Source organism: Blastococcus sp. VKM Ac-2987, from assembly GCF_026967805.1.
GTDB lineage: Bacteria > Actinomycetota > Actinomycetes > Mycobacteriales > Geodermatophilaceae > Blastococcus.
Genome location: NZ_JAPVBG010000001.1, coordinates 145,934 through 168,260 on the forward strand (window position 1 = coordinate 145,934; position 22,327 = coordinate 168,260).

Below are 22,327 nucleotides of genomic sequence, written 5' to 3' on the forward strand. Positions count from 1 at the left end.
CCGGGCGCGCGACAGGCCTAGCCGGACCTCCGGCGGGCCCGGGCGCGCTCGGCGAGCGTGCGGTCGGGGCGGCACACCCCGCACGGGGTGAACCCGTCGGTGCGCGCCTCGTCCAGCGGCAGCGGGATCGTGCTGTGGCCGTCGAGGTGCACGCACCCGGGCACGTGGTACCGGGGGCGCTCGTCGACGACGAGCACCTCGTCGGTGAGGTCGACGATGACCAGCAGATCGGTCACCTCCACCTCCTCCACCGGCGGGTCGGGCAGCTCCGCGGCCGCGGCCGGGGCGGCGGTCGCCCCTGCCGCCGGCTCCCTGACGGGCGTGGTCCTCCCCTGCGCGGGATCGGCGGCCGGCTCGGCGGCGGGTTCGGCCGTGCGCTGCCGGTCGGCGGGCGGCTCGACGCGAGGTGGCTCGACGGGAGGTGGCTCGCCGGGAGGCCGGGCTCCGGTGGCGCCGGTCGCCAGGTCCGGCCCGGTCGCCGCCGGGAGCCCGGCCGGAGCCGGCGCCCCGTCGCCCGGGGCGGTCGGGTCGGTCGCCGCCGGGGCCGGACCGGCCCCCATCGCCCGGCGGGCCGCCACCAGCACCCCCGCCGCGACGACGCAGGCGGCCACGCAGCCCCAGTAGAGCGCGGTGATGCCCGTGATCAGCCCGCCCACGAACAGCCCGGCGCCCAGGAGCACGAGCAGCCCGGCGGACACGATCACGCCTGGACTCTAGAAGGCCCATCCGCCACCCACACCTCGCAGACCCGGCGCGGGTCCCCGCGGCGGGGCGGGGCCCAGGAACGCAGCAGGGCCCCCGGATCGAAATCCGGGGGCCCTGCGGTACTGCCCGTCAGGCTGAGTCAGGCGGAGGCGTGCTGGTTCTGCCGGCCGGCCGTCGCGGGCTCGGCCGAGCCACGGCTGTCCAGGTCGCGCAGGTGCGACTCGAGGTAGGACCGCAGCCGGGTGCGGTACTCGCGCTCGAAGGTCCGCAGCTCCTCGATCTTCCGCTCCAGGCTGCTGCGCTTCTCCTCGAGGCCGCCCATGACCTCGACGTGCCGGCGCTCGGCGTCCTGGTCGAGCGCGGCGGCCTTGGTGCGGGCCTCCCGCTCCATGGTCTCGGCGCGGGTGCGCGCGTCGCCGATCATCGAGTCCGCGCGGTGCTTGGCCTCGGTGACCATCTGCTCGCTCTTGGACCGCGCCTCGGTCATGAGGCGCTCGCTGTTGGTCTTGGCACCGGTGAGCATCTGCTCGGCCTGCGTCTTGGCCTCGTTGACGTAACGGTCAGCGGTCTCGGTGGCCAGGGCCAGCATCCGCGAGGCACGCGCGCTGTCGTCCTCCCGCGGCGGCTGGACCGGCGGCGGGGCGGCCACCGGCGGGGCGACCGGGGCCGGCGCCGGGGCGGGCGGCTCGGGCCGCTCCTCGGCCCGCGCGCCCGCGCGGCCCGCGGTGGAGCGGAGCTCGTTGTTCTCCTCGATCAAGCGGGCCAGCTCGGCCTCCACCACGTCGAGGAAGGCGTCGACCTCGTCCTCGTCGTAGCCCCGCTTGCCGATGGGCGGCTTCTTGAAGACGACGTTGTGCACGTCGGCAGGCGTCAGTGGCATCGCAGGTCACCTCGGGTCGGACGGCGGGACAGGGTCGTGCGGGGGCGGCCGGTGGAGCGCGACCGTCCTGCGGCTCTGATCCCGGGGGATTCAGCGGTCATGCGAGTGCGAGCGTGACGTTCCGGAGGACCACCACGGCGATCAGCAGCACCATAAACCCGAGGTCCAGTCTGATGGACCCCAGGTTCAACGGCGGGATGACCTTGCGCACCGCCTTGAGCGGCGGGTCGGTGGTGGAGTAGACGACCTCGAGGCCGGCCGCGACCAGGCCCGTGGGGCGCCAGCTGCGGGCCAGCACCATCACCCAGTCGACGACGAACCGCGCGAAGAGCAGCACGAGGAAGACGAGCAGCACCGATGAGAGGATCTGCCAGAAAAGAGACACGGGCCCCGCTCGTTCAGGGCACCCCCTGGTGCCGACTCCACTTCGCCGCTCAGGACTTGTCGGAGAACCCGCCCTCGCGGATCTTCGCCTTGTCCTCAGCGGTGACGGCGACGTCCTGCGGGCTGAGCAGGAACACCTTCGCCGTGACGCGCTCGATACTACCGCGCAGCCCGAAGCTCAGGCCCGCAGCGAAGTCGACGAGGCGCTTGGCGTCGGCGTCGTCCATCTCGGTGAGGTTCATGATGACCGGCATGCCGTCGCGGAACCGCTCGCCGATGGTGCGCGCCTCGTTGTAGGTGCGCGGGTGCAGCGTGGTGATCCGGTAGGTCTTGGACACGGGAGCAGGTGCCGCCTCGGGCTCGGGCTCGGGGGCCACCACCGGCTCGCGGACGGCGAGGCCCGCGGCAGCGACGGGGCCGCTGTTCATGCCGCCGAGCCGGGCACCCACCGGGCCGGAACCGGTGCCGGCTCCGGAGGCGCTCGCCCCGGCCGGCGCGAGGCCGAGCGGACGGGCCTGCACCCGGCGCACCGACAGCGGCTCGGGGTCGCGGGCGGCGGGCACCGCGGCGACCGCGGGCTCCTCGTCGGCGTACCCGCCGGCGTAGTCGTCGTCGGCGTAGGGCCGGTCGGCGAACTCGTCGCCGTAGCGGTCCTCGCCGTACCCGCCGTAGCGACGGTCGCGCTCCAGCTCGTCGGAACCGCGGGAGTCGTACCGGCCGTAGCCGCGGGGGTCGTCGTCCTCGACGAGCCCCAGGTAGATCCCCATCCTCCGCATGGCTCCAGCCATCGGACCTCCCCCTCTGCCGGTGTCCTCAGCGCGCGTCTGCACGATCGTCGTCACATCGCCCCTACGAGCCCGGTGAGCCTGCGGCTCGCGTTACGGCTGTGACTCGCGTGGCTGGTGTTCCTCGAACTCACCGCAGGGTAGGGGCCGCGCGCCGAACAACGCGGTTCCGACACGCACGATGGTGGCGCCGGCCGCGACGGCGTCCTCGAGGTCACCGCTCATGCCCGCGGAGATCTCGACCGCGCCGGGGTGGTCGGCCCGCAGCCGCTCCGCGAGGGCGGCGAGGCGCTCGAACGCGGCTGCCGGGTGCTCGCCGCGGGGGGCGACGGCCATGAGCCCCCGCAGCCGCAGACCCGGCGAGCCGGCGACCGCGTCGGCGAGGGCGGGGACGTCCCGGGGCTGCGCCCCGCCCCGCGCAGCGGCCTGCCCCTCCGGGCCCCCGAGGTCCACCTGGACGAGCACGTCCACCGCGCGCCCCGCCTCCTGGCCGGCGCGGTCGAGGGTGGCGGCCAGGGAGGCCCGGTCGACGGAGTGGACCACCGCGCCGGTCCGGGCCACCGCGGCGGCCTTGTTCCGCTGCAGCTGGCCGACGAAGTGCCACCGCAGGTCCGCACCCGCCAGCTCGGCGGCCTTGCCCAGGAGCTCCTGCACGCGGTTCTCGCCGAAGTCGCGCTGCCCGAGGCCGGCCAGCGCCCGCACGTCGTCGACGGGCCAGGTCTTGCTGATCGCGAGCAGCGCGACGTCGTCGGGCTCCCGCCCGGCGGCCCGGGCCGCCGCGTCGATCCGGGCGCGCACGGCCCTCAGGTTCTCGGCGAGCGGACTCATGACGCCGATCCTCCCCCGCGGCGGGCAGGGAGCGGCCGGGGGCGGCGGCCGGCGACGGGATCCGTCGTCAGGCGAGCCAGACGAGCCCGGCCTGGCGGCCGGTGACGCCGTCGCGGCGGTGCGAGAACAGGGTGGGGTCCTCCACCGTGCAGCGCGCGTCCTGGACCACCTCGGGGATCCCGGCGCGGCGGAGGATCTCCTCGATCCCGGCCCGCAGGTCCAGCCCCGGTGTGCCGACGCGGGTGCGCACGGCCGCGGTGGGCGCGACCTGCGCGACGTCGGCCTGCATCGCCTCGGGCACCTCGTAGCAGGCACCGCACACCGCGGGTCCGAGCAGCGCGGTCACGTGCCGGGCGCGGGCGCCCAGGCTCGCCATGGCCGACAGCGCGGCCGGCAGGACGCCCCGGCGCACCCCCTCCCGCCCGGCGTGCACGGCGGCGACGACGCCGGTGCGGTGGTCGGCCAGCAGGACCGGGACGCAGTCGGCGGCGAGGACCGCGAGCACCAGGCCCGGCGTGGCGGTCACCAGACCGTCGGTGGCGGCCAGCGGCCCCGGCTGCGGGCCGTCGACGACCGCCACGTCCGTACCGTGCACCTGGTCCATCCAGACCAGCCGGTCCTCGGCCACGCCGAGCTCCCGCGCGACGCGGGCCCGGTTGGCCGCGACGTCGGCCGGGTCGTCACCGACGTGCGACCCGAGGTTGAAGGAGTCGTAGGGGGCACGGGAACGGCCGCCCCGTCGGTCGGTGACGACCCGGCGTGGTCGCACCGCCGACGAGGCGGCCGCATCGATGCTCATCGGGACCACCCTAGGGCCTCCTCCGAGCCCCCGCCCCGGCCGTGCCGGGTGGGAGGAGGAGACCCTAGGGGCGGCCCGCTCAGCCCTTGAGGAACTCCGGGATGTCCAGCTCCTCCTCGAAGTCCTCGTTGGACAGCGGACGGCGACCGTTCGCCACCGGACCCGGGATGGGCGGCAGCGGGGGGACGGTCAGCCCGCCCCCGGCCGGCCGGCCGGCCGACGCGCTGGGCGCCGGCTGCGCCAGCCGCTCCCCCGTCGCCTGCGGCGCGGCCGGGGCCGGAGCCGGAGCCGGAGCGGGCGGAGCCGCGGCGACCGGTGGGGCGGCGACCGGACGGCGGTGCGACGCGAACGGCGACGCGTTGCCGGTGGACAGCCCGCCGGAGACCGCACCCGGCGTCGCCGCCGAGGCCTCCTTGCGCGAGCTCGGCCGGCCGCCGTCGAACCCGGCGGCGATGACCGTCACCCGCACCTCGTCGCCGAGGGCGTCGTCGATCACCGCACCGAAGATGATGTTCGCGTCGGCGTGCGCGGCGTCGGAGACCAGCGAGGCGGCCTCGTTGATCTCGAACAGGCCGAGGTCCGACCCGCCCGAGATCGACAGCAGCACGCCGTGCGCGCCCTCCATCGAGGCCTCGAGCAGGGGTGAGGCGATGGCCTGCTCGGCGGCCAGCAGCGCGCGGTTGTCACCGCGCGCGCTGCCGATGCCCATCAGCGCCGACCCGGCCCCGGACATGACCGACTTGACGTCGGCGAAGTCGAGGTTGATCAGACCCGGGGTGGTGATCAGGTCGGTGATGCCCTGGACACCGGAGAGCAGCACCTGGTCGGCGGTGCGGAAGGCGTCCATGACGCTGACGTTCCGGTCGCCCAGCTGCAGCAGCCGGTCGTTCGGGATGACGATGAGCGTGTCGCACTCGTTGCGCAGCTCCTCGATGCCCGACTCCGCCTGCACCGCGCGCCGCTTCCCCTCGAAGGAGAACGGGCGGGTGACGACGCCGATGGTCAGCGCACCGAGCTTCCGCGCGATCGAGGCGACGACGGGGGCGCCACCGGTGCCGGTGCCACCGCCCTCGCCCGCGGTCACGAAGACCATGTCGGCGCCCTTGAGCACCTCTTCGATCTCCTCGCGGTGGTCCTCGGCGGCCTGCCGGCCGACGTCGGGCTGCGCACCGGCCCCGAGCCCACGGGTGAGCTCGCGGCCGACGTCGAGCTTGACGTCGGCGTCGCTCATCAGCAGCGCCTGGGCATCGGTGTTGATCGCGATGAACTCGACCCCCTTGAGGCCGACTTCGATCATGCGGTTGACCGCGTTCACCCCGCCGCCGCCGATGCCGACGACCTTGATGACCGCTAGATAGTTGTGCGGAGGTGTCATGCGGCGCTCCCCAACTGGACCCTCATCCTCAAGTTCAGCCTTACAGTTATGTCAACTCGGTCGACGTGGATGAAGTTAGGTGCGCCCGGAGAGGCGCTACAAGCACCCTCCCCGGGTCGGCGTGTCGGTGGGCGGGGATCGCACCAGACGCTGAGGACACACTGGTCACATATGCACCACGAGGTGTGACGACTCGCCTCGGAAATGTCTCATCCCGTGATCCAGGGACGGGCGCCGCACGCGACGAGAAAAGATCCGTGAGCAATGTGCGTGTCGGGCGTGTCGCACCGCCCGGCGTGTCGGCTCGGCTGCCGGCTGCCGCCGGTGCGCAGCCGCGCGGCGACCGTCTGCGACCGCCGGCGTCGACGGACCGCGCTCGCGGCAGTCGGCAGTCGGACCGGACGACGCCGGCCGCACGGCGGCTAGCGCAGGACGACCGCGTCGGGTGCGCTCACGTCGATCTCGGCGGCCGGCTCGAGGTCGCCGGCGGCGATCCGGTCGAGCAGCGCGACGAGCACCTGGGCCTTGGTGCCGGAGTCGGCGGCATCCCCCCAGGTCACGACCGTGCCGTCGGTCATGGTCAGGCCGATGTCCTCGACGCCGGGGACGGCGACCTCGGCGACCTCGTCCCGCACCTCCGCGGGGAGGGCGCGGATCGCCTCGATCCCGGCCACGAGCTCGGGGTCCCCCTGCTCCGGGTCGTCCACCACGAGGGGCACCACCCCCGGCGGCAGGGCACCGGTGACGGTGTCGAAGAGCACGCCCTCGGCGTCGACCAGCGACCGCCGGCCCGGCCCGCCGACCACGACCACCGGCACCCGCTCGGCCACGGTCACCACGATCCGGTCGGGCCAGCCGCGCGCGGCCTGCACGTCGCGGACCTGCGGCAGCCGGGCGACCCGGTCCTCGACCGCGCCGAGGTCGATGCGCAGCAGCGGCACGCCCCCGGGGACCTGCGCGGCGTCCCGCACCTGCTCGGCCGACAGCGTCGTCGCCCCGTCCACCTGCACCGCGCGGACCGCCAGCACCGGAGCCAGCCACAGCAGCCAGCCGGCCACCGCCGCGACGGTGAGCGCGACGGCGACCTGGATCAGCCGCCGGCGCCGGGACCGGCGGCGGACCGGCCGCCGGTCGGGCAGCGGGGTGACGCGGGCGCCGCGGCGGGCCGCCGTCCGGCGCCCACGCCGCGTGCGGTCACGCGTGGTGCTGCCGGTCCGGTTCACCGGCCGGCGTCCGGCGCGTCGTCCTTCCCGGCCGGCCCCTCCGCGGCGCGCAGCGCGTCGAGCACCTCCGGCCCGACCATGGACACGTCGCCGGCGCCCATGGTCATGACCAGGTCGCCGGGGCGGGCCCGGGCGGCGAGCGCCGGGCCGGCCGCCGACCACGACGGCTCGAAGAGCACCTGATCGGCCGGCAGCGGCACGGCGTCGGCCACCATCGCACCGGTGACCCCGGGGACCGGGTCCTCCCGGGCGCCGTAGACGTCCATGACCACGACCTCGTCGGCCAGGCCGAGCGCGGCACCGAACCCGTCGGCGAACTCCCGCGTGCGGCTGTACAGGTGCGGCTGGAAGGCGACGACCAGCCGCCCCTCCCCCGCGACGGCGCGCGCGGCGCGCAGCTGCGCCTCGACCTCGGTCGGGTGGTGGGCGTAGTCGTCGTAGACCCGCACGCCCCCGGCGACGCCCTTGAGCTCGAAGCGCCGGTGCACGCCCCCGAAGCGCCCGAGCCCGTCGATCAGCCCGGCTGCGGGCAGCCCGAGCTCGAGGCCGGCGAGCAGCGCCGCGGCGCTGTTGCGGGCCATGTGCTCCCCCGGCAGCTGGATCTCCACCCGGCCCAGCTCGGCACCGTCCAGGAGCGCGGTGTAGCTGGTGCGCTCCTGGCCGACGACCAGGTCGGCCAGGCGGAGATCGGCATCGGCCGCGGTGCCGTAGGTGCGCACCCGCGCCGGGCCCGGGACGGTCCGCAGCCGGGCCGCGCCCGGGTCATCGGCGCACAGCACCACGAAGCCGTCGGGGTGCACGGTCTGCAGGAACCGGTCGAAGGCGTGCTCGACGGCCGCGAGGTCGCCGTAGTTGTCCAGGTGGTCGGCCTCGACGTTGGTGACGATCCCGGCGAAGGGCGCGAGCAGCAGGAAGGACCGGTCGCTCTCGTCGGCCTCGGCGACGAAGACGTCGCCCTCCCCCGCATGCGCGTTGCTGCCGGACTCGTTGAGGTTGCCGCCGATGGCGAAGGAGGCGTCGACCCCGCAGGCCTGGACGGCGACGGTGAGCATCGAGGTGGTCGAGGTCTTGCCGTGGGTGCCGGCGACGGCGACGCTGCGCCGCCCCGCCATCACGGCGGCCAGGGCCACCGCGCGGGGCAGCACCCGCAGCCCGCGGTCGCGGGCGGCGACCAGCTCCGGGTTGTCCGCCCGGATCGCCGTCGAGACGACGACGGTGTCGGCATCGCCCAGGTGCGCGCCGTCGTGGCCCAGCTCCACGCGAGCGCCGAGGGCCCGCAGCGCCAGCAGCGTCGGGCTGTCCCGCCGGTCGGTGCCGGACACGCGGACGCCCCGGGCGGCGAGGATCCGGGCGATGCCGCTCATGCCGGCGCCGCCGATGCCGATGAAGTGCACCGCACCCAGCTCGGGCAGGGACGGCACCGGGCCGGTCCAGGCCGCCACGTCGTCGGCGCTCACTGCCCTGCCACCTCGCAGACGATGTCGGCCAGCCGCTCGTCGGCGTCCGGGACCCCGGCCGCGGCGGCGTGCGCGGCCAGCCCGGCCAGCGCGGCGGGGTCGGTGAGCAGCGGGACGAGGGTGCCGGTGATCCAGGCCGGGTCCAGGTCGGCGTCCTCGACCAGCAGCCCACCGCCGGCCTGGATGACCGGCAGCGCGTTGCGCCGCTGCTCGCCGTTGCCGATCGGCAGCGGCACGAACGCCGCGGGCAGGCCGACGGCGGAGAGCTCGGCGACCGTGACCGCACCGGAGCGGCACAGCGCGAGGTCGGCCGCGGCGTAGGCGAGGTCCATGCGGTCCAGGTAGTCGACGACGACGTAGGGCGCGCTGCCGGCCGGCCGCTCGGGCACCACCACGCCGGTGTTCTTCGGCCCCCGGGCGTGCAGCACCTGCACCCCTGCGGCGGTGAGGGCGTCGGCCGCGGCGACGGCGGCGAGGTTGAGCGACGTCGCCCCCTGCGACCCGCCGAACACCAGCAGCGTCGGGCGGTCGGCGTCCAGGCCGAACGCGGCCCGTGCCTCGGCCCGCCGGGCGACCCGGTCGAGCGAGGAGATCGCCCGGCGCAGGGGCATGCCGACGTGCTCGCCGCGGTGCAGCGGTGTGCCCGGCACGGTGACCGTGACGCGGGCGGCGAGCCGCGCCCCGATGCGGTTGGCCAGCCCCGGCAGGGCGTTCTGCTCGTGCACGACCACCGGTACGCCGGCGCGGCGGGCGGCGAGGTAGGCCGGCAGCGCCACGTAGCCGCCGAAGCCGACCACCACGTCGGCGGCCACCTCGTCGAGGACCGCCCGGGTCTCGGCGACCGACCGGCGCACCCGGCCGGGCACGCGCAGCAGGTCGGGGGTGGGCCTGCGCGGCAGCGGGACCGGCGGGATGAGCCGCAGGTCGTAGCCGCGGGCGGGGACCAGGCGGGTCTCCATCCCCCGCGCGGTGCCCAGGCAGGTGAGGCGCAGGCCGCCGTCGCGCCGGTGGAGCGCGTCGGCGAGGGCGAGCATCGGCTCGATGTGCCCGCCGGTGCCGCCGCCGGCGAGGACCACCGAGCGCACGGCGCTCACCGGTCACCCCCGGGCCGGCCGCGCGGGGCGACGGGACGCTGCCGCGGCGCGGCACCGGACGGGGTGCGCAGGGGCGCGCCGCCGCGGGTCGCGGCCCGGGGACGCGCTGCACTGGCGCCCCTCGCCGGGGCCTCGGTGCGGGCCGGGGAGCGGCGGGGCTCGGCGGCCCGGGCGTGCAGCAGGGTGCGGGCGCTGCCGACGACGGGGCGCTCGGCGGCGGCCGCGGGGACCCGGCGGGGACGGACCTGGTCGACGGCGGTGGTCGGCGCCGGCATGAGCAACCGGGCCAGCCGGCCGCGCTCGGCCGTGCGCAGGTGCTCGACCGCCGCCGGCTCGGAGCGGGCGAAACGGGCCAGCAGGCCGACGATGAAGAGAGTGAGGATCAGCGAGGTGCCGCCCGCCGAGATCAGCGGGAGGGTCACGCCGGTCACCGGCAGCAGGCCCACCACGTACCCCATGTTCATGGTCGCCTGGCCGATCAGCCACACCGTGATGGCGACGCTGGCGAGCTGGACGAAGCGGTCGGCCGAGCGGCGGGCGATGCGGAAACCGGCGTAGGCCAGCACCCCGTAGAGGGTGACGACGACCAGGCAGCCGAGGAAACCGAGCTCCTCGCCGATGATCGCGAAGATGTAGTCGGACTCGGCCTCGGGGAGGATGTTCCACTTCATCGCGCTGTTGCCCAGGCCCACGCCCCACAGCCCCCCGGTGGCCAGCGCGTACATGCCGCGGATCGCCTGGAAGCCGGTGTTCGTCGGGTCGGCGAACGGGTCGAGGAACGCGGTGATCCGCGCCATGCGGTACGGCGCGGCCTGCACCATGACCACGATCGCCACCGCGGCCACCGCGGCGAAGGCGGCGAACCAGCGCATCGGCATGCCCCCGGCCCAGAGCAGGCCCACCAGCACCAGGCCCAGGCTGACCACACCGCCGAAGTCGGGCTCGGCGATGAGCAGCAGCGACAGGACGCCGAACACCGGCAGCACCGGCACGAGCAGCGACGTCGTGGTCAGGTACCGCTCGCGCAGGGCGAGCACGTGGGCGCCCCACAGCGCGAACACCAGCTTGCCCAGCTCCGAGGGCTGGAAGTCGGTGACGCCCAGCGAGATCCACTGCCGGGCACCGTTGCGCTCCTGACCGATCCCGGGGATCAGCACCAGGATCAGCAGGACGACGACCACGATCAGCGCGAGCGGCGACCAGCGGCGCACCAGCCCCACCGGGAGCCGCATGGCGACGACCATGGCACCCAGCCCGATGCAGGCCAGCGCCAGCTGCTTCACGCCCGGCGCCCACGCCGGCTCGTCGGCCAGCGCCGCCTCGATGGACGAGGCGGAGAACACCATGACCAGACCGATGAGCAGGAGCAGCCCGGCGGCACCCAGCACCAGGTGGCAGCTGGTCATGGGGCCGTCCAGCCACGCCGGCGCGGGCCAGCGGCGGGCCGGGGTCCGGGCGGAGGGCACCCGGACCCGGTCGCGACGGGCCTCGCGGAGAGGTCGGTCGGTGGTGGTGGTCATCGCGTCACCCCAGCGTCCGCACCGCGTCGGCGAAGGCCTGCCCGCGGTGCCCGTAGTCCCGGAAGACGTCCATGGACGCCGCGGCCGGTGCCAGCAGCACCGTGTCGCCGGGTCGGGCCAGGCGCGCCGCGGCGGCGACCACGCGGGCCATCGTCGTCTCGGCGCCGGTCCGCTCGTGGTCCACCGCCCCATCGTTCCCGCTGGCCACCTCCACCACAGGGACCGACGGGGCGTGTCGCGCCAGGGACTGCGCCACCACGGCGCGGTCCCGGCCGAGCAGCACGACCCCGGACAGCCGGGGGGCGACGGCGGCGACGAGCGGATCGACGTCGGCGCCCTTGAGCAGGCCACCGGCGATCCAGACGACCCGCGGGTAGGACGCGAGCGAGGCGCCGGCGGCGTGCGGGTTGGTCGCCTTGCTGTCGTCGACGTAGTCCACCCCGTCGATCGTGGCGACGAGGACGTTGCGGTGGGCACCGCCGCGGAAGCCGGCCAGCCCGCGGGCGACCGCCGCCGCCGGGACGCCGACCGCCCGGGCGAGCGCGGCCGCGGCCAGCGCGTTGACGGTGTTGTGCGGCCCGGGGACCGGCAGCTCCGCGCGGTCCATGATCGGCTCCCCGGCCGGATCGGCGGCGAAGGCGCGGTCCACCAGCGCGCCGCCCCGGACGCCCAGCTGCCCGGGCGCGGGCTCGCCCACGGTCACGGTCACCGGACGGGGGTGGCCGGCGACGAGCGCCGACGCGACGGGGTCACCGGCGTCGGCGACGGCGAACGGCGCCCGCTCGAGGATGCGGGCCTTCGCGTCCCGGTAGGCGGCGAAGGAGCCGTGCCAGTCGGTGTGGTCGTCGGCGACGTTGAGCACCGCGGCGGCGGCCGGGGCCAGCGACGAGGACCAGTGCAGCTGGAAGCTGGAGAGCTCCACCGCGATCACGTCGTGGGCCGGGGCGCCGTCGGCGTCGCGGGCGGTGACCACCTCCACGAGGGGCCGGCCCACGTTCCCGGCCGCCACCGCGCGGTGCCCGGCGGCGGTGAGGATCGCCTCGAGCATGGTGACCGTCGTCGTCTTGCCGTTCGTGCCGGTGACGGCCAGCCAGGGCGCCGGCGTGCCGTCCGGGCCCGGGATGCGCAGCCGCCACGCCAGCTCGGGCTCGCCGATGACCTCTATCCCGGCGGCCGCGGCGCCGGCCAGCAGCGGTGCGTCGGGCCGCCAGCCGGGCGAGGTGACCACCAGGTCGACGCCCTCGGGCAGGGTCGCCGGCGCGCCCAGCCACTCGGCGCCCCGGCCGGTCAGGTCGTCGACGGCCGGGGGGCGGGCGGCGTCGGTGAGCAGCACGCGGGCCCCGGCGTCCAGCAGCACCCGCGCGGCGGCGGCGCCCGAGACGCCCAGCCCGGCGACCAGGACGGTGCGGCCGGCGACCGCGGCCCCGGCCGCGCTCACGACGTCCTCCGGTCCGCTCACAGCGTTCCCCGGTTCACTCCCGCGGCGCGCTCCGCTCCTCGCTCCGACGTCCCGGCCGACTCCGCGGTCACTCCGCTCCTCGCTCGTTCCTCGCTGCGATGCTCGCTCCCTGTCGTCGGCCGCCTCGCTGCGATGCTCACGCTCCTGTCCGCTCACAGGCCCACGAAGTTCAGCCAGTCGGCGTAGAACAGCCCGAGACCGAACGCGACCGCCATGCCGGTGACCAGCCAGAACCGCACGATCACGGTGTTCTCGGTCCAGCCGGCGAGCTCGAAGTGGTGGTGCAGCGGCGCCATGCGGAAGACCCGCCGCCGGGTGGCCCGGAAGAACGCCACCTGGATGACCACCGACAGCGTCACCGCGACGAACAGCCCGCCGAGGACGACGAGCAGCAGCTCGGTGCGGGTGACGATCGCCAGGCCGGAGAGCAGCCCGCCCAGGGCCAGCGAGCCGGTGTCGCCCATGAAGATCCGCGCCGGGCTGGTGTTCCACCACAGGAAACCCAGGCAGGCGCCCATGCCGGCGGCGGCCACCAGCGTGACGTCCAGCGGGTCGCGCACCGTGTAGCAGCCCTCGATCAGCTCGTTGGCGCAGTCGTGGGTGAACTGCCAGAAGGAGATGAATATGTAGGACGCGAACACCATCGCCGAGGCGCCGGCGGCGAGCCCGTCCAGCCCGTCGGTGAGGTTGACGGCGTTGGAGAAGCCGGCGATGAACAGGTAGGCCAGGATCACGAACGCGATCGGACCGAGGGCCAGCGGCGCGATGTCGCGGACGTAGGAGACGACGGTGGACGCCGGGGTGACGTCGTCGCCGTTCGGGAAGTTGATCGCCAGGACGGCGAAGGTGACGCCGACGACGAGCTGGCCCACCAGCTTGGCCGTCTTGTTCAGCCCCAGGCTGCGCCGGTGCCGGATCTTCAGGTAGTCGTCGAGGAAGCCGACGGTGCCCATGCCGACCATCAGGAACAGCAGCAGCAAACCGGTGGCGCTGAACCCCCAGCCGGACTCACCGACGAACGCCAGGTGGGCGGCGAGGTAGCCCAGCACGGTGGCGCCCACGATGACGGTGCCGCCCATCGTGGGCGTGCCCTTCTTCGACAGGTGGCTCTCGGGGCCGTCGTCGCGGATCTCCTGGCCCAGCCCCTGCCGGCGGAAGGCCCGGATGGCCAGCGGCGTCAGCAGGATCGAGACGATCAGGCCGACGGCCGCCGCGATGAGGACGCTCCTCACTGCCCGGCACCGCCCAGCAGGTCGGCCGCGAGGAGCTCCAGGCCGTAGGAGCGGCTGGCCTTCACCAGGACGACGTCCCCGGGGCGCAGCACCCCCGTCAGCCATGCAAGGGCGGCGCCCCGGTCCGGCACGTGCACCGACTCCTCTCCTGCGCGCCGCCCTCCGGCGGCCGCGCCCTCCGCTATGCCTACCGCATCGGCCCCGACCGCCACGACCAGGTCGACCCCCGCCGCGGCCGCGTCGCGGCCCAGCCGCTCGTGCTCGGCCGCGGCGTCCGGGCCCAGCTCGGCCATGCCGCCCAGGACGGCGATGCGCCGCTCGCCCGGCAGCCCGGCCAGCGCCGCCAGCGCGGCGCGCATCGACTCGGGGTTGGCGTTGTAGGCGTCGTTGACGACGGTGACGCCGTCGGCGCGCCGGTCGACCTCCATGCGCCAGCGGCTGCGGGGCTCCGCGGCCGACAGCGCCGCGGCGACGTCGGGGAGGCGGAGACCGGCCGCCAGCGCCGCACCCGCCGCCGACAGCGCGTTGGCGACCTGGTGCTCCCCGACCACGCGCAGCGCCACCGGGGCGCGCTCCCCGTCGGCCACCAGGGTGAACCGCGGGCGGGCCGAGTCGTCCAGCTCCACGTCGACCGCGCGGACGTCGGCCGCCGCGGAGCGTCCGGTGGTGCGCACCCGCGCCCGCGTGCGGGGGGCCATGCCGAGGACCCGCAGGTCGTCGGCGTTGAGCACGGCGGTGCCGTCGGCGGGCAGCGCCTCGACGAGCTCGCCCTTGGCCTGGGCGATCCCCTCCGGGCTGCCGAACTCGCCGAGGTGGGCCGAGCCCACGTTGAGCACGACGCCGACCTGCGGCCGGGCCACGCGGCACAGGCGGGCGATGTGCCCGGGGCCGCGCGAGCCCATCTCGAGCACGAGGAACCGGGTGTCCCGGTCGGCCGAGAGCACCGTGAGCGGCAGGCCGATGTCGTTGTTGTAGGAGCCCGGCGGGCTGACCGTGGGCCCGGCCGCCGCGAGCACCTGCCCGAGCAGGTCCTTGGTGGAGGTCTTGCCCGACGAGCCGGTGATGGCGAGGGTGCGCACGCCCGCGGCGGTCAGCCGCTCGTGGACCCCGGCCGCCAGCCGGCCCAGCGCGGCCACCGGGTCGTCGACCACGACGCACGGCAGCGCCGGGTCGGGTCGCGCGGCCAGCGCGGCCACCGCACCCGCCGCCGCGGCCGCGGGCAGGAAGTCGTGGCCGTCGGCCCGCTCCCCCGCCACGGCGACGAACAGGTCGCCGGCCGCGACCGCGCGCGAGTCCAGCGTGACCGTGCCGGTGACGGCGCCGTCCGGCGCGCCCTCCAGCCGGCCACCGGCCAGCTCGGCCACCTCGGTCAGGGACAGCTCGATCACGACGTTCCTCCGCTCAGGACCTCGCGCAGCGCCGTGCGGTCGTCGAAGGGGTGCACCGTGCCCGCGATCTCCTGCCCCGTCTCGTGGCCCTTGCCCGCGACCAGCAGCGTGTCGCCCGGCCGGGCCAGCTCCACGGCCGCGGCCAGGGCGGCCCGCCGGTCCCCCACCTCCAGCACCTCGGCGCCCCGGCCGGCGGGCACCTCCGCCGCACCGGCGAGCACCGCGGCGCGGATGGCGGCGGGCTCCTCGGAGCGGGGGTTGTCGTCGGTGACCACCAGGACGTCGCTGCCCTCCGCCGCTGCGCGGCCCATCTCGGGGCGCTTGCCGGGGTCGCGGTCGCCGCCGCAACCCAGCACGGTGATCAGCCGCCCGGGGGTGGCCCCGCGCAGGGCCGCCAGCGCGGTGCGCACGGCGTCCGGGGTGTGCGCGTAGTCGACGACGGCGACGAAGGGCTGGCCGGCGTCGACCGGCTCCATGCGCCCGGGGACGACGGTCGCGGCGAGACCCGCCAGCGCGTCCTCGACGGCGACGCCGATGCCGTCCAGCAGCGCCACGGCGAGCACCGCGTTGGCCACGTTGAACCGGCCGGGCAGGCGCAGCCGGGCCGGCCAGGTGCGCCCGCCGGGCCCGTGCAGGGTGAACGCCGAGCCGCCGCCGGGCGCCGTCGTGACGCCGGACGCGCTCCAATCGGCAGCTGCGCCCTCGCTGCTGGCGACGGTCACCGGGCGCGGCCGGCCGGCGCGCGACACCAGCCGGCGGCCGTACGGGTCGTCGACGTCGACCACCTCCACCGCGGCGCGGCCGTCGAACAGCAGCGCCTTGGCCTGGAAGTAGTCCTCCATGTCGTGGTGGAAGTCGAGGTGGTCGCGGCCGAGGTTGGTGAAGCCGGCGGCGGCGAACCGCACGCCACCGACCCGTCCCTGGACCAGCGCGTGGCTGGAGACCTCCATGACCACGGTGGAGACGCCCGCGTCGGCCATGCCTGCCAGCAGCGCGTGCAGCGCCGGCGCCTCCGGGGTGGTGCGGATGCTGGGCAGCTCGGTCACCGTCGGGCTGCCGTCGGCGGAACGCCCGCGGGTGCGGGCCTGCACGGTGCCGATCAGCCCGCTGGACCGCCCGGCGGCGGCCAGCCCGGCCTCGACCAGGTAGCTCGTCGTCGTCTTGCCGTTGGTCCCGGTGATCCCCAGCACGGTGAGCCGGCGGCTGGGCTCCCCGTAGACGCGGTCGGCGACCGTCCCGAGCACGGCGCGGGGGTCGGCGACGACGCACACCGGCAGCCCGGTGGCCAGCGCCCGGTCCCGGCCGGCGGCGTCGGTGAGCAGCGCCACGGCACCCCGGGCGGCGGCGTCGGCGGCGAAGCGGGCGCCGTGCGTCCGGGCGCCGGGCAGCGCGGCGTAGAGGGAACCGGGGGCGACCTCGGTGGACGCCAGCGTGACGCCGGAGACCGCGATGTCGGCGCCGTCCCCCTCCGGGACGCCGATCAGGTCGGCCAGCGCGGCGAGGGGCAACGGGCGGTTCCCCGCGGGCCGGGGGGCCGTCCCGGGGTCGGTCGGGGTCACGGGGCTCCAATCTACCGGCGCGGACCCGCCCGACCAGCGCACGTGCACGGGACACCGCCGGTCGCACCGCTCCCCCGTGCGGGGGCGGCGCCGGCCGGGGCGCGGTTCAGGGGGTGGCGGGGGTGCCGGTCAGCTCGAACTCGGGACGCGGCGTGCCCGAGGGCACCACCCCGTCGGCCGTCAGCGCGGCGCGCATGACGTCGGCGAAGACCGGCGCGGCGACCTGGCCGCCCTCCGCATCGCTGCTGGGGCGCTCCAGGTCGACGGCGACGACGTACTGCGGGTCGTCCGCCGGGGCGAACCCGACGAAGGTGGTCACGTAGCCGCCGCCGGCGTAGCAGTTGCACTCTGGGTTGGCCCGCTGCGCGGTGCCGGTCTTGCCGGCCACCCGGAAGCCCTCGATCTGCGCGAGCGGGGCGGTGCCGCCCTTGCCGACGACGGCCTCGAGCATGTACGCCATCTGCTCGGCGGTCGACTCGCTGACGACCCGGGTGCGGGCCGGCTCCGCGACGGGCGCCGGGCGGCCGTCGGCGCCGGTCACCGACGACACGATCCGCGGCTCGATCCGCATGCCCCCGTTGGCGATCGCCTGGTACACCGAGGCCATCTGCAGCGTGGTGACCGAGACGCCCTGCCCGATGGCCACGTTGGCGGCGCGCACGCCGCTCCACTCCGCCGAGTCCTGCAGGATGCCCCGGCTCTCGCCGGGCAGCTCGATGCCGGTCCGCTCGCCGACGCCGAACGCCCGCAGGTACTCCTCGAGCGTCGCGTCACCCACCTCGCGGGCCAGCATGATCGTGCCGACGTTGCTGGACTTGGCGAGGATGCCGGTCACCGTCCAGTCGACCGGCGCGTGGTCGTGGGCGTCCCTCACGACGCGGTCGCCGGCCTCGATGTGGCCGTTGACCGACAGCACCCGGTCCGGCGTCGCGACCCCCTCCTCGACGGCGGCCGCCAGCGTCACCGCCTTCATGACCGACCCGGGCTCGAAGACGTCGGACACCAGCGGGTTGCCCAGCCGGTCGGGATCGGTCTCGCCGTACTTCCCGGGGTCGTAGCCCGGGCAGGAGCCCATGGCCGCCACCTCGCCGGTGGCCACCTCGAGCACCACCGCGGAGGCGCGCGTGGTCGCGCCGTCCGCGCACGCCTCGGCCAGCCGCTGCTCGGTGACGAACTGGAGATCCTGGTCCACGGTCAGCGTGACGTCCCGGCCGTCGGTCGCCGGGGTGGACTCGTCGATGCCGGACGGGATCGGGTGGCCACCGCTGCCCACCTCCACCGTGCGCTGCCCGGGCGTGCCCGACAGCTGCTCCTCGAAGGTCTGCTCGATGCCGGCCAGGCCCGTGCCCTCGCGCCCCACGAAGCCGACGACCTGGCCGCCCACCGAGCCCGCGGGGTACAGCCGGACCGGGTCGTCCTCCAGGAAGATCCCGGAGAGCCCGAGCTCGTCGATGGCGTCGGTGGTCTCCGGCGGGACCTGGGTGGCCAGCACGACGTACCGGCCGTCGGCGGAGAGCTTCTCGGTCAGCTCGGGCACCGGGACGTCGAGCAGCGTGGTCAGCGCCAGCGCCGTGCGGGCCGGGTCGCGGACCACGGTCGGGTCGGCCACCACGCGGGAGGCGTCGACGGTGTAGGCGAGCGGGTTGCCGTCGCGGTCGAGGATCTGGCCGCGGAGAGCCGCCAGCGTGATGTTGCGCAGCCGGTCCTGCTCCGCGGCGCTGGCGTACGCCCCGCCGTCGATGCCCTGGAGCACCACCAGGCGCCCGACGACGAGCACCAGCAGCGAGATCAGGACGACCAGGCCCCACCGGTTCCGCCGGCCGCGCTGGTCCACCGAGAGGCCGGCGCCGCCGCTGCGGCGGGTGCCCGGCGCCCGGCGGGAGACGAAGGGCCCGGTGTCACCCCGGCCCGGGGCGGACGGGCGCCCCGTGCGGGGGCCGGCGCCGGTTCCACGGGTGCTGCTCGGCACGGGTCAGTCCCCGTCCGGCGCGCTGCCGGCGGGCGCGGGGGCGGGGGCGGCGTCCGGCGCCGGTGCCGGCGCGGGGTCGGAGGCCGACGCCGGGGCGGGCTCCGGCACGGGCGGGGCGGGCGCGGGCTCGGGGGTGCCGCGCATCGTCGTCGTTCCCTCGGGGCCCAGCACCAGGTAGCCGGCGACGCCCGCGGGCACGAGGCCGGCGGCGACCGCGGCGGCGGCGACGCCGGCCGGGGTGTTGCCGGCGACGACGAGCTGCTCCAGGCGCTGCACCTCCTGCGCGCGCGCGGCGTTCTCCGCCCGCAGCGCGGTGGCCTTGAGCGAGTCGACCGCGATGGCGGTGTTCAGCACCAGCAGCCCGAGCGTGGTCAGGGCGAGGAGCGCCACCACCAGCAGGACGAACGGCGCCTTGCGGGAGCGCAGCGCGCCGCGGGCGCGGCGGCGGGGCCGGACGGCGGCGCCGGTGGGCACCAGCCGGAGCTCCGGGCGCGGGGTGGCGCGGCCGGTGCCGCGCGTCCCGTGCAGCGACGTGCGCGGGGCCGGACCGGTGGCCCGTGTCGAGCCGGTGCGGGGGGCGGTGGTGCGCGGCGCGGTGGCGCGCACCGCTGCGGCGCGGGTCACGCCGCCCGCCGGATGCGCTCGGCCGCCCGCACCCGTGCCGAGGCCGCGCGCGGGTTGGTGGCGGTCTCCTGGGACGTGGGGGCCTCTCCCCCGCGGGTGAGCAGCCGCAGCGTGGGCCCGTGCTCGGGCAGCGGCACCGGCAGCTCCGGTGGGGTGCGGTCCACGGCACCCGCGGCGAGGGTCTGCTTCACGATCCGGTCCTCCAAGGAGTGGAAGGTGATGACCGCGACGCGACCACCCACGGCCAGGGCGTCGATCGCGGCGGGGAGGGCGCGCTCCAGCGCACCCAGTTCGTCGTTGACCTCGATGCGCAGGGCCTGGAAGGTCCGCTTCGCGGGGTGACCCCCGGTGCGCCGGGTGGCGGCGGGGATCGACTCGCGCACCAGCTCCGCCAGGCGCGCGGTGCCGGTGAACGGCTCGCGCGTGCGCTCCCGCTCGATCGCCGACGCGATGCGGGAGGCGAAGCGCTCCTCGCCGTAGACGCGCAGCACCCGGGCCAGGTCACCGTGCGCGTAGGTGTTCACGACGTCGGCGGCCGTCCGTGGCGCGCCGGGGTCCATGCGCATGTCGAGCGGGGCGTCGGTGGAGTAGCTGAAGCCCCGGTCGGGGCGGTCCAGCTGGAGGGAGGAGACGCCGAGGTCGAACAGCACGCCCTGGACCTCCTCGATGCCGAGGCGGTCGAGCACCTCGGGGAGCTCGTCGAAGACGGCGGGGACGACGGTGACGCGGCCGGCGTGGCCCGCCGACCCGATACGGGCGGTGGCCTCGGCGCGGGCGTCCGGGTCGCGGTCGAGCCCGACCACGCGCAGCCCCGGGTGGGCCTCGAGCATGGCGAGGGTGTGGCCGGCCAGGCCGAGGGTGGCGTCGACCAGCACGGCGCCGTCGGCGGCGCAGGCCGGGCCGAGGAGCTCGACGACCCGGTCGAGGAGGACGGGCACGTGCACGGGGGGCCGGGGCGGCTCCGTGCTGCTCATCGTCTCTGCTGCCTCTCGAAGGGTCCGGGACGGTGCGGCGATGGTGCCGCGCCGCGCTCGGCCGCGGGGGGACGCGGCGGCGGGTGCGTGTGCGGGTGGGGCCCAGGGGGGCGGTGGGACGCCGATCCCGGCGGTGGGGCGGGGTGGGGCCGGTGGAGCGGAGTGGGGCAGCGGGACGTCGGACCGGGGTGGTGGCCGGCCCCGCGGGGTCCGCCTGGCGTCGGGGAAGAGCGTCAGGTGGCGCCCCGCGGGGCCGGTGGGATGCCTCCACCGGCGGAGGCCCCCACCGCTGGTCCGTGCGGTCCTCCGCCGTGGGACCGAGCCGCGGGGAAGGCGGCTGGGGCCCGGATCCGGTCGAGCCGCGGGGAAGGCGGCTCGAACGGGGCGGCGCGGAGGCCGGGAGGGACGGGTGGGACATCCCGGGATCACGACAACGTCGGCATCCCCTCGCTCTCCATGTCGGCGAAGGCGGCCTCCTGCTCGGCCACGTAGGCGTCCCAGGTGGCGGAGTCCCAGATCTCGAAGCGCGTGTCGACCCCGACCACGACGACGTCGCGGTCCAGGTGGGCGTACTCGCGCAGCGACGCGGGGAGGGTGATGCGGCCGGTCTTGTCCGGCTCCAGCTCGACCATCGACCCGAAGCTCATGCGGGCGCGCATGCGCGCCGCGGCGGTGTCGGAGGGTGCCATGGCGGCCATCGCGGCGCTCTGCTCGGCGACCCGGGCCATGGTGAGCCCGTAGATGCAGCGGTCCTGCCCCTTCTTGATCACCATGCCGTCGGCCACCTGGTCGCGGAACCGGACGGGCAGGGCGAGCCGGCCCTTCTCGTCGAGGCGCAACTGGTAGCTGCCGACGAACACCGGATCACCTCCCGCATCGGTCCTCCCATGGCTCTGCAGGTCCCCGGGCGAAACCCTGCCTCCCCACCGGCCGACACAGTAACCCACCAGCCCCCACTGGACACCACCCGAGGCCGTGTCGTGACCCGCCTCCCCCACCGGCGTCCCGCCGTCGTCCGGAGCGGGTCGGGCGGCGGCGTGATCGACGGCGCACGCCCGGTCTCGCCCGGCACGTACGGTGGGGAGGTGACGGAGGCGACACGGGCCGCCGACGGGACGGCCGACGCGTCGGTCGACGTCGCCGCGGAGGGCGCACGCATCGCGGCGAGCGTGAGCCGCGTCGTCCAGGGCAAGGACGGCGTCGTCCGGCTGGCCCTGGTGGTGCTGCTGGCCGAGGGGCACCTGCTGATCGAGGACGTCCCCGGCGTCGGCAAGACCACGCTGGCCAAGGCGCTCGCCGGGTCGGTCGACGCCAGCGTGCGCCGCATCCAGTTCACGCCCGACCTGCTGCCGAGCGACGTGACCGGCGTGGCGGTCTACGACCAGGAGACCCGGGCGTTCGAGTTCAAGCCCGGGGCGATCTTCGCCAACATCGTCGTCGCCGACGAGATCAACCGCGCCTCCCCCAAGACGCAGTCGGCGCTGCTGGAGTGCATGGAGGAGCGGCAGGTGACCGTCGACGGCGTCAGCTACGAGCTGGCCCGCCCGTTCATGGTGATGGCCACGCAGAACCCGCTGGAGATGGAGGGCACCTACCCCCTCCCCGAGGCGCAGCGCGACCGGTTCACCGCCCGGGTGTCCATGGGCTACCCCGACCCGGCCGCGGAGCTGGCGATGCTCGACGACCGCGCGACCACCGATCCGCTCGGCACCCTGCGGCCCGTCGCCGATGCCGCCCTGGTCCGCTCCCTGGTCGCCGCCGTGGGCCGGCTGCACGTCTCCGAGGCGGTGCGCCGGTACGTCGTCGCGCTGGTGGAGGCCACCCGCCGCTCCTCGGAGCTGCGCCTGGGCGCCTCACCGCGGGCCGGGCTGCAGCTGCTGAGGGCCGCCCGCGCCGCCGCCGCGCTGGACGGCCGCGACCACGTGCTGCCCGACGACGTCCAGGCGCTCGCGGTGCCCGTCCTGGCGCACCGCCTGCTGCTCAGCAGCGAGGCCTCGGTCGGCCGCCGCACCGCCGAGCAGGTGGTCGCGTCGCTGCTCGCCTCCGTGCCGGTCTTCCGCGGGCGCTGACGG

The 22,327-nt window shown here is 76.1% G+C and carries 20 protein-coding genes; 1 reads left to right on the forward strand and 19 read right to left on the reverse strand.

Annotation, left to right across the window (positions count from 1 at the left end; genetic code table 11):
* Positions 1 to 17: 17 nt before the first annotated feature.
* The 19 genes from O2W17_RS00670 to mraZ all read right to left on the reverse strand — a co-directional run bounded on the left by O2W17_RS00670 (position 18) and on the right by mraZ (position 21,115).
* Positions 18 to 704 (reverse strand): hypothetical protein, encoded by a 687-nt coding sequence (locus O2W17_RS00670; RefSeq protein WP_269190465.1) that lies wholly within the window; start codon positions 702 to 704, stop codon positions 18 to 20.
* 140 nt (positions 705 to 844) lie between these two features.
* Positions 845 to 1,585 carry a DivIVA-like cell division protein Wag31 gene (gene wag31 / locus O2W17_RS00675; protein ID WP_269190466.1) on the reverse strand — a complete coding sequence of 247 codons (741 nt, stop codon included), beginning with the start codon at positions 1,583 to 1,585 and terminating at the stop codon, positions 845 to 847.
* A gap of 97 nt (positions 1,586 to 1,682) precedes the next feature.
* Positions 1,683 to 1,970: a YggT family protein gene (locus O2W17_RS00680; protein ID WP_269190467.1), complete on the reverse strand. Its 288-nt coding sequence runs from the start codon at positions 1,968 to 1,970 to the stop codon at positions 1,683 to 1,685.
* 49 nt (positions 1,971 to 2,019) lie between these two features.
* Entirely contained in the window at positions 2,020 to 2,757 is a 738-nt protein-coding gene (locus O2W17_RS00685) for a cell division protein SepF (RefSeq protein WP_269190468.1), read from the reverse strand.
* A gap of 90 nt (positions 2,758 to 2,847) precedes the next feature.
* Positions 2,848 to 3,582 (reverse strand): YggS family pyridoxal phosphate-dependent enzyme, encoded by a 735-nt coding sequence (locus O2W17_RS00690; RefSeq protein WP_269190469.1) that lies wholly within the window; start codon positions 3,580 to 3,582, stop codon positions 2,848 to 2,850.
* Positions 3,583 to 3,649: 67 nt separating this feature from the next.
* Complete coding sequence (gene pgeF / locus O2W17_RS00695; protein WP_269190470.1) at positions 3,650 to 4,381, reverse strand: peptidoglycan editing factor PgeF; 732 nt, start codon at positions 4,379 to 4,381, stop codon at positions 3,650 to 3,652.
* 79 nt (positions 4,382 to 4,460) lie between these two features.
* Positions 4,461 to 5,756, reverse strand: coding sequence for a cell division protein FtsZ (gene ftsZ, locus O2W17_RS00700; protein WP_269190471.1), 1,296 nt, complete (start codon positions 5,754 to 5,756; stop codon positions 4,461 to 4,463).
* 422 nt (positions 5,757 to 6,178) lie between these two features.
* Positions 6,179 to 6,979 (reverse strand): cell division protein FtsQ/DivIB, encoded by an 801-nt coding sequence (locus tag O2W17_RS00705; RefSeq protein WP_269190472.1) that lies wholly within the window; start codon positions 6,977 to 6,979, stop codon positions 6,179 to 6,181.
* Positions 6,976 to 8,436, reverse strand: coding sequence for a UDP-N-acetylmuramate--L-alanine ligase (gene murC, locus O2W17_RS00710; protein WP_269190473.1), 1,461 nt, complete (start codon positions 8,434 to 8,436; stop codon positions 6,976 to 6,978). The genes O2W17_RS00705 and murC overlap by 4 nt, the downstream gene beginning before the upstream one ends.
* The gene (murG, locus tag O2W17_RS00715) at positions 8,433 to 9,530 is read right to left on the reverse strand and encodes an undecaprenyldiphospho-muramoylpentapeptide beta-N-acetylglucosaminyltransferase (RefSeq protein WP_269190474.1); all 1,098 of its coding nucleotides are present in this window, start codon (positions 9,528 to 9,530) and stop codon (positions 8,433 to 8,435) included. The genes murC and murG overlap by 4 nt, the downstream gene beginning before the upstream one ends.
* The gene (gene ftsW / locus O2W17_RS00720; RefSeq protein ID WP_269190475.1) at positions 9,527 to 11,050 is read right to left on the reverse strand and encodes a putative lipid II flippase FtsW; all 1,524 of its coding nucleotides are present in this window, start codon (positions 11,048 to 11,050) and stop codon (positions 9,527 to 9,529) included. Before ftsW ends, murG begins: the two co-directional genes overlap by 4 nt.
* Before the next feature lie 4 nt (positions 11,051 to 11,054).
* Entirely contained in the window at positions 11,055 to 12,509 is a 1,455-nt protein-coding gene (gene murD, locus O2W17_RS00725; RefSeq protein ID WP_269190476.1) for a UDP-N-acetylmuramoyl-L-alanine--D-glutamate ligase, read from the reverse strand.
* 152 nt (positions 12,510 to 12,661) lie between these two features.
* Positions 12,662 to 13,741, reverse strand: a complete 1,080-nt coding sequence (gene mraY / locus O2W17_RS00730) for a phospho-N-acetylmuramoyl-pentapeptide-transferase (protein WP_269190477.1) — start codon at positions 13,739 to 13,741, stop codon at positions 12,662 to 12,664.
* On the reverse strand, positions 13,738 to 15,129 hold the full coding sequence (locus O2W17_RS00735; RefSeq protein WP_269190478.1) for a UDP-N-acetylmuramoyl-tripeptide--D-alanyl-D-alanine ligase: 1,392 nt from the start codon (positions 15,127 to 15,129) through the stop codon (positions 13,738 to 13,740). Before O2W17_RS00735 ends, mraY begins: the two co-directional genes overlap by 4 nt.
* Positions 15,126 to 16,688, reverse strand: a complete 1,563-nt coding sequence (locus tag O2W17_RS00740; RefSeq protein WP_269190479.1) for a UDP-N-acetylmuramoyl-L-alanyl-D-glutamate--2,6-diaminopimelate ligase — start codon at positions 16,686 to 16,688, stop codon at positions 15,126 to 15,128. The genes O2W17_RS00735 and O2W17_RS00740 overlap by 4 nt, the downstream gene beginning before the upstream one ends.
* A gap of 106 nt (positions 16,689 to 16,794) precedes the next feature.
* Positions 16,795 to 18,657 (reverse strand): peptidoglycan D,D-transpeptidase FtsI family protein, encoded by a 1,863-nt coding sequence (locus O2W17_RS00745; protein ID WP_269190480.1) that lies wholly within the window; start codon positions 18,655 to 18,657, stop codon positions 16,795 to 16,797.
* A gap of 3 nt (positions 18,658 to 18,660) precedes the next feature.
* Positions 18,661 to 19,281 carry a hypothetical protein gene (locus O2W17_RS00750; protein WP_269190481.1) on the reverse strand — a complete coding sequence of 207 codons (621 nt, stop codon included), beginning with the start codon at positions 19,279 to 19,281 and terminating at the stop codon, positions 18,661 to 18,663.
* Positions 19,278 to 20,255, reverse strand: a complete 978-nt coding sequence (gene rsmH / locus O2W17_RS00755; protein WP_269190482.1) for a 16S rRNA (cytosine(1402)-N(4))-methyltransferase RsmH — start codon at positions 20,253 to 20,255, stop codon at positions 19,278 to 19,280. The genes O2W17_RS00750 and rsmH overlap by 4 nt, the downstream gene beginning before the upstream one ends.
* 425 nt (positions 20,256 to 20,680) lie before the next feature.
* Complete coding sequence (mraZ, locus tag O2W17_RS00760; protein ID WP_014376000.1) at positions 20,681 to 21,115, reverse strand: division/cell wall cluster transcriptional repressor MraZ; 435 nt, start codon at positions 21,113 to 21,115, stop codon at positions 20,681 to 20,683.
* 225 nt (positions 21,116 to 21,340) lie between these two features.
* Here mraZ and O2W17_RS00765 point away from each other — a divergent pair, with 225 nt between their 5' ends.
* A complete protein-coding gene (locus tag O2W17_RS00765; RefSeq protein WP_269190483.1) occupies positions 21,341 to 22,324 on the forward strand; it encodes an AAA family ATPase in 984 nt (327 codons plus the stop codon).
* The last annotated feature ends 3 nt before the right edge of the window (positions 22,325 to 22,327 follow it).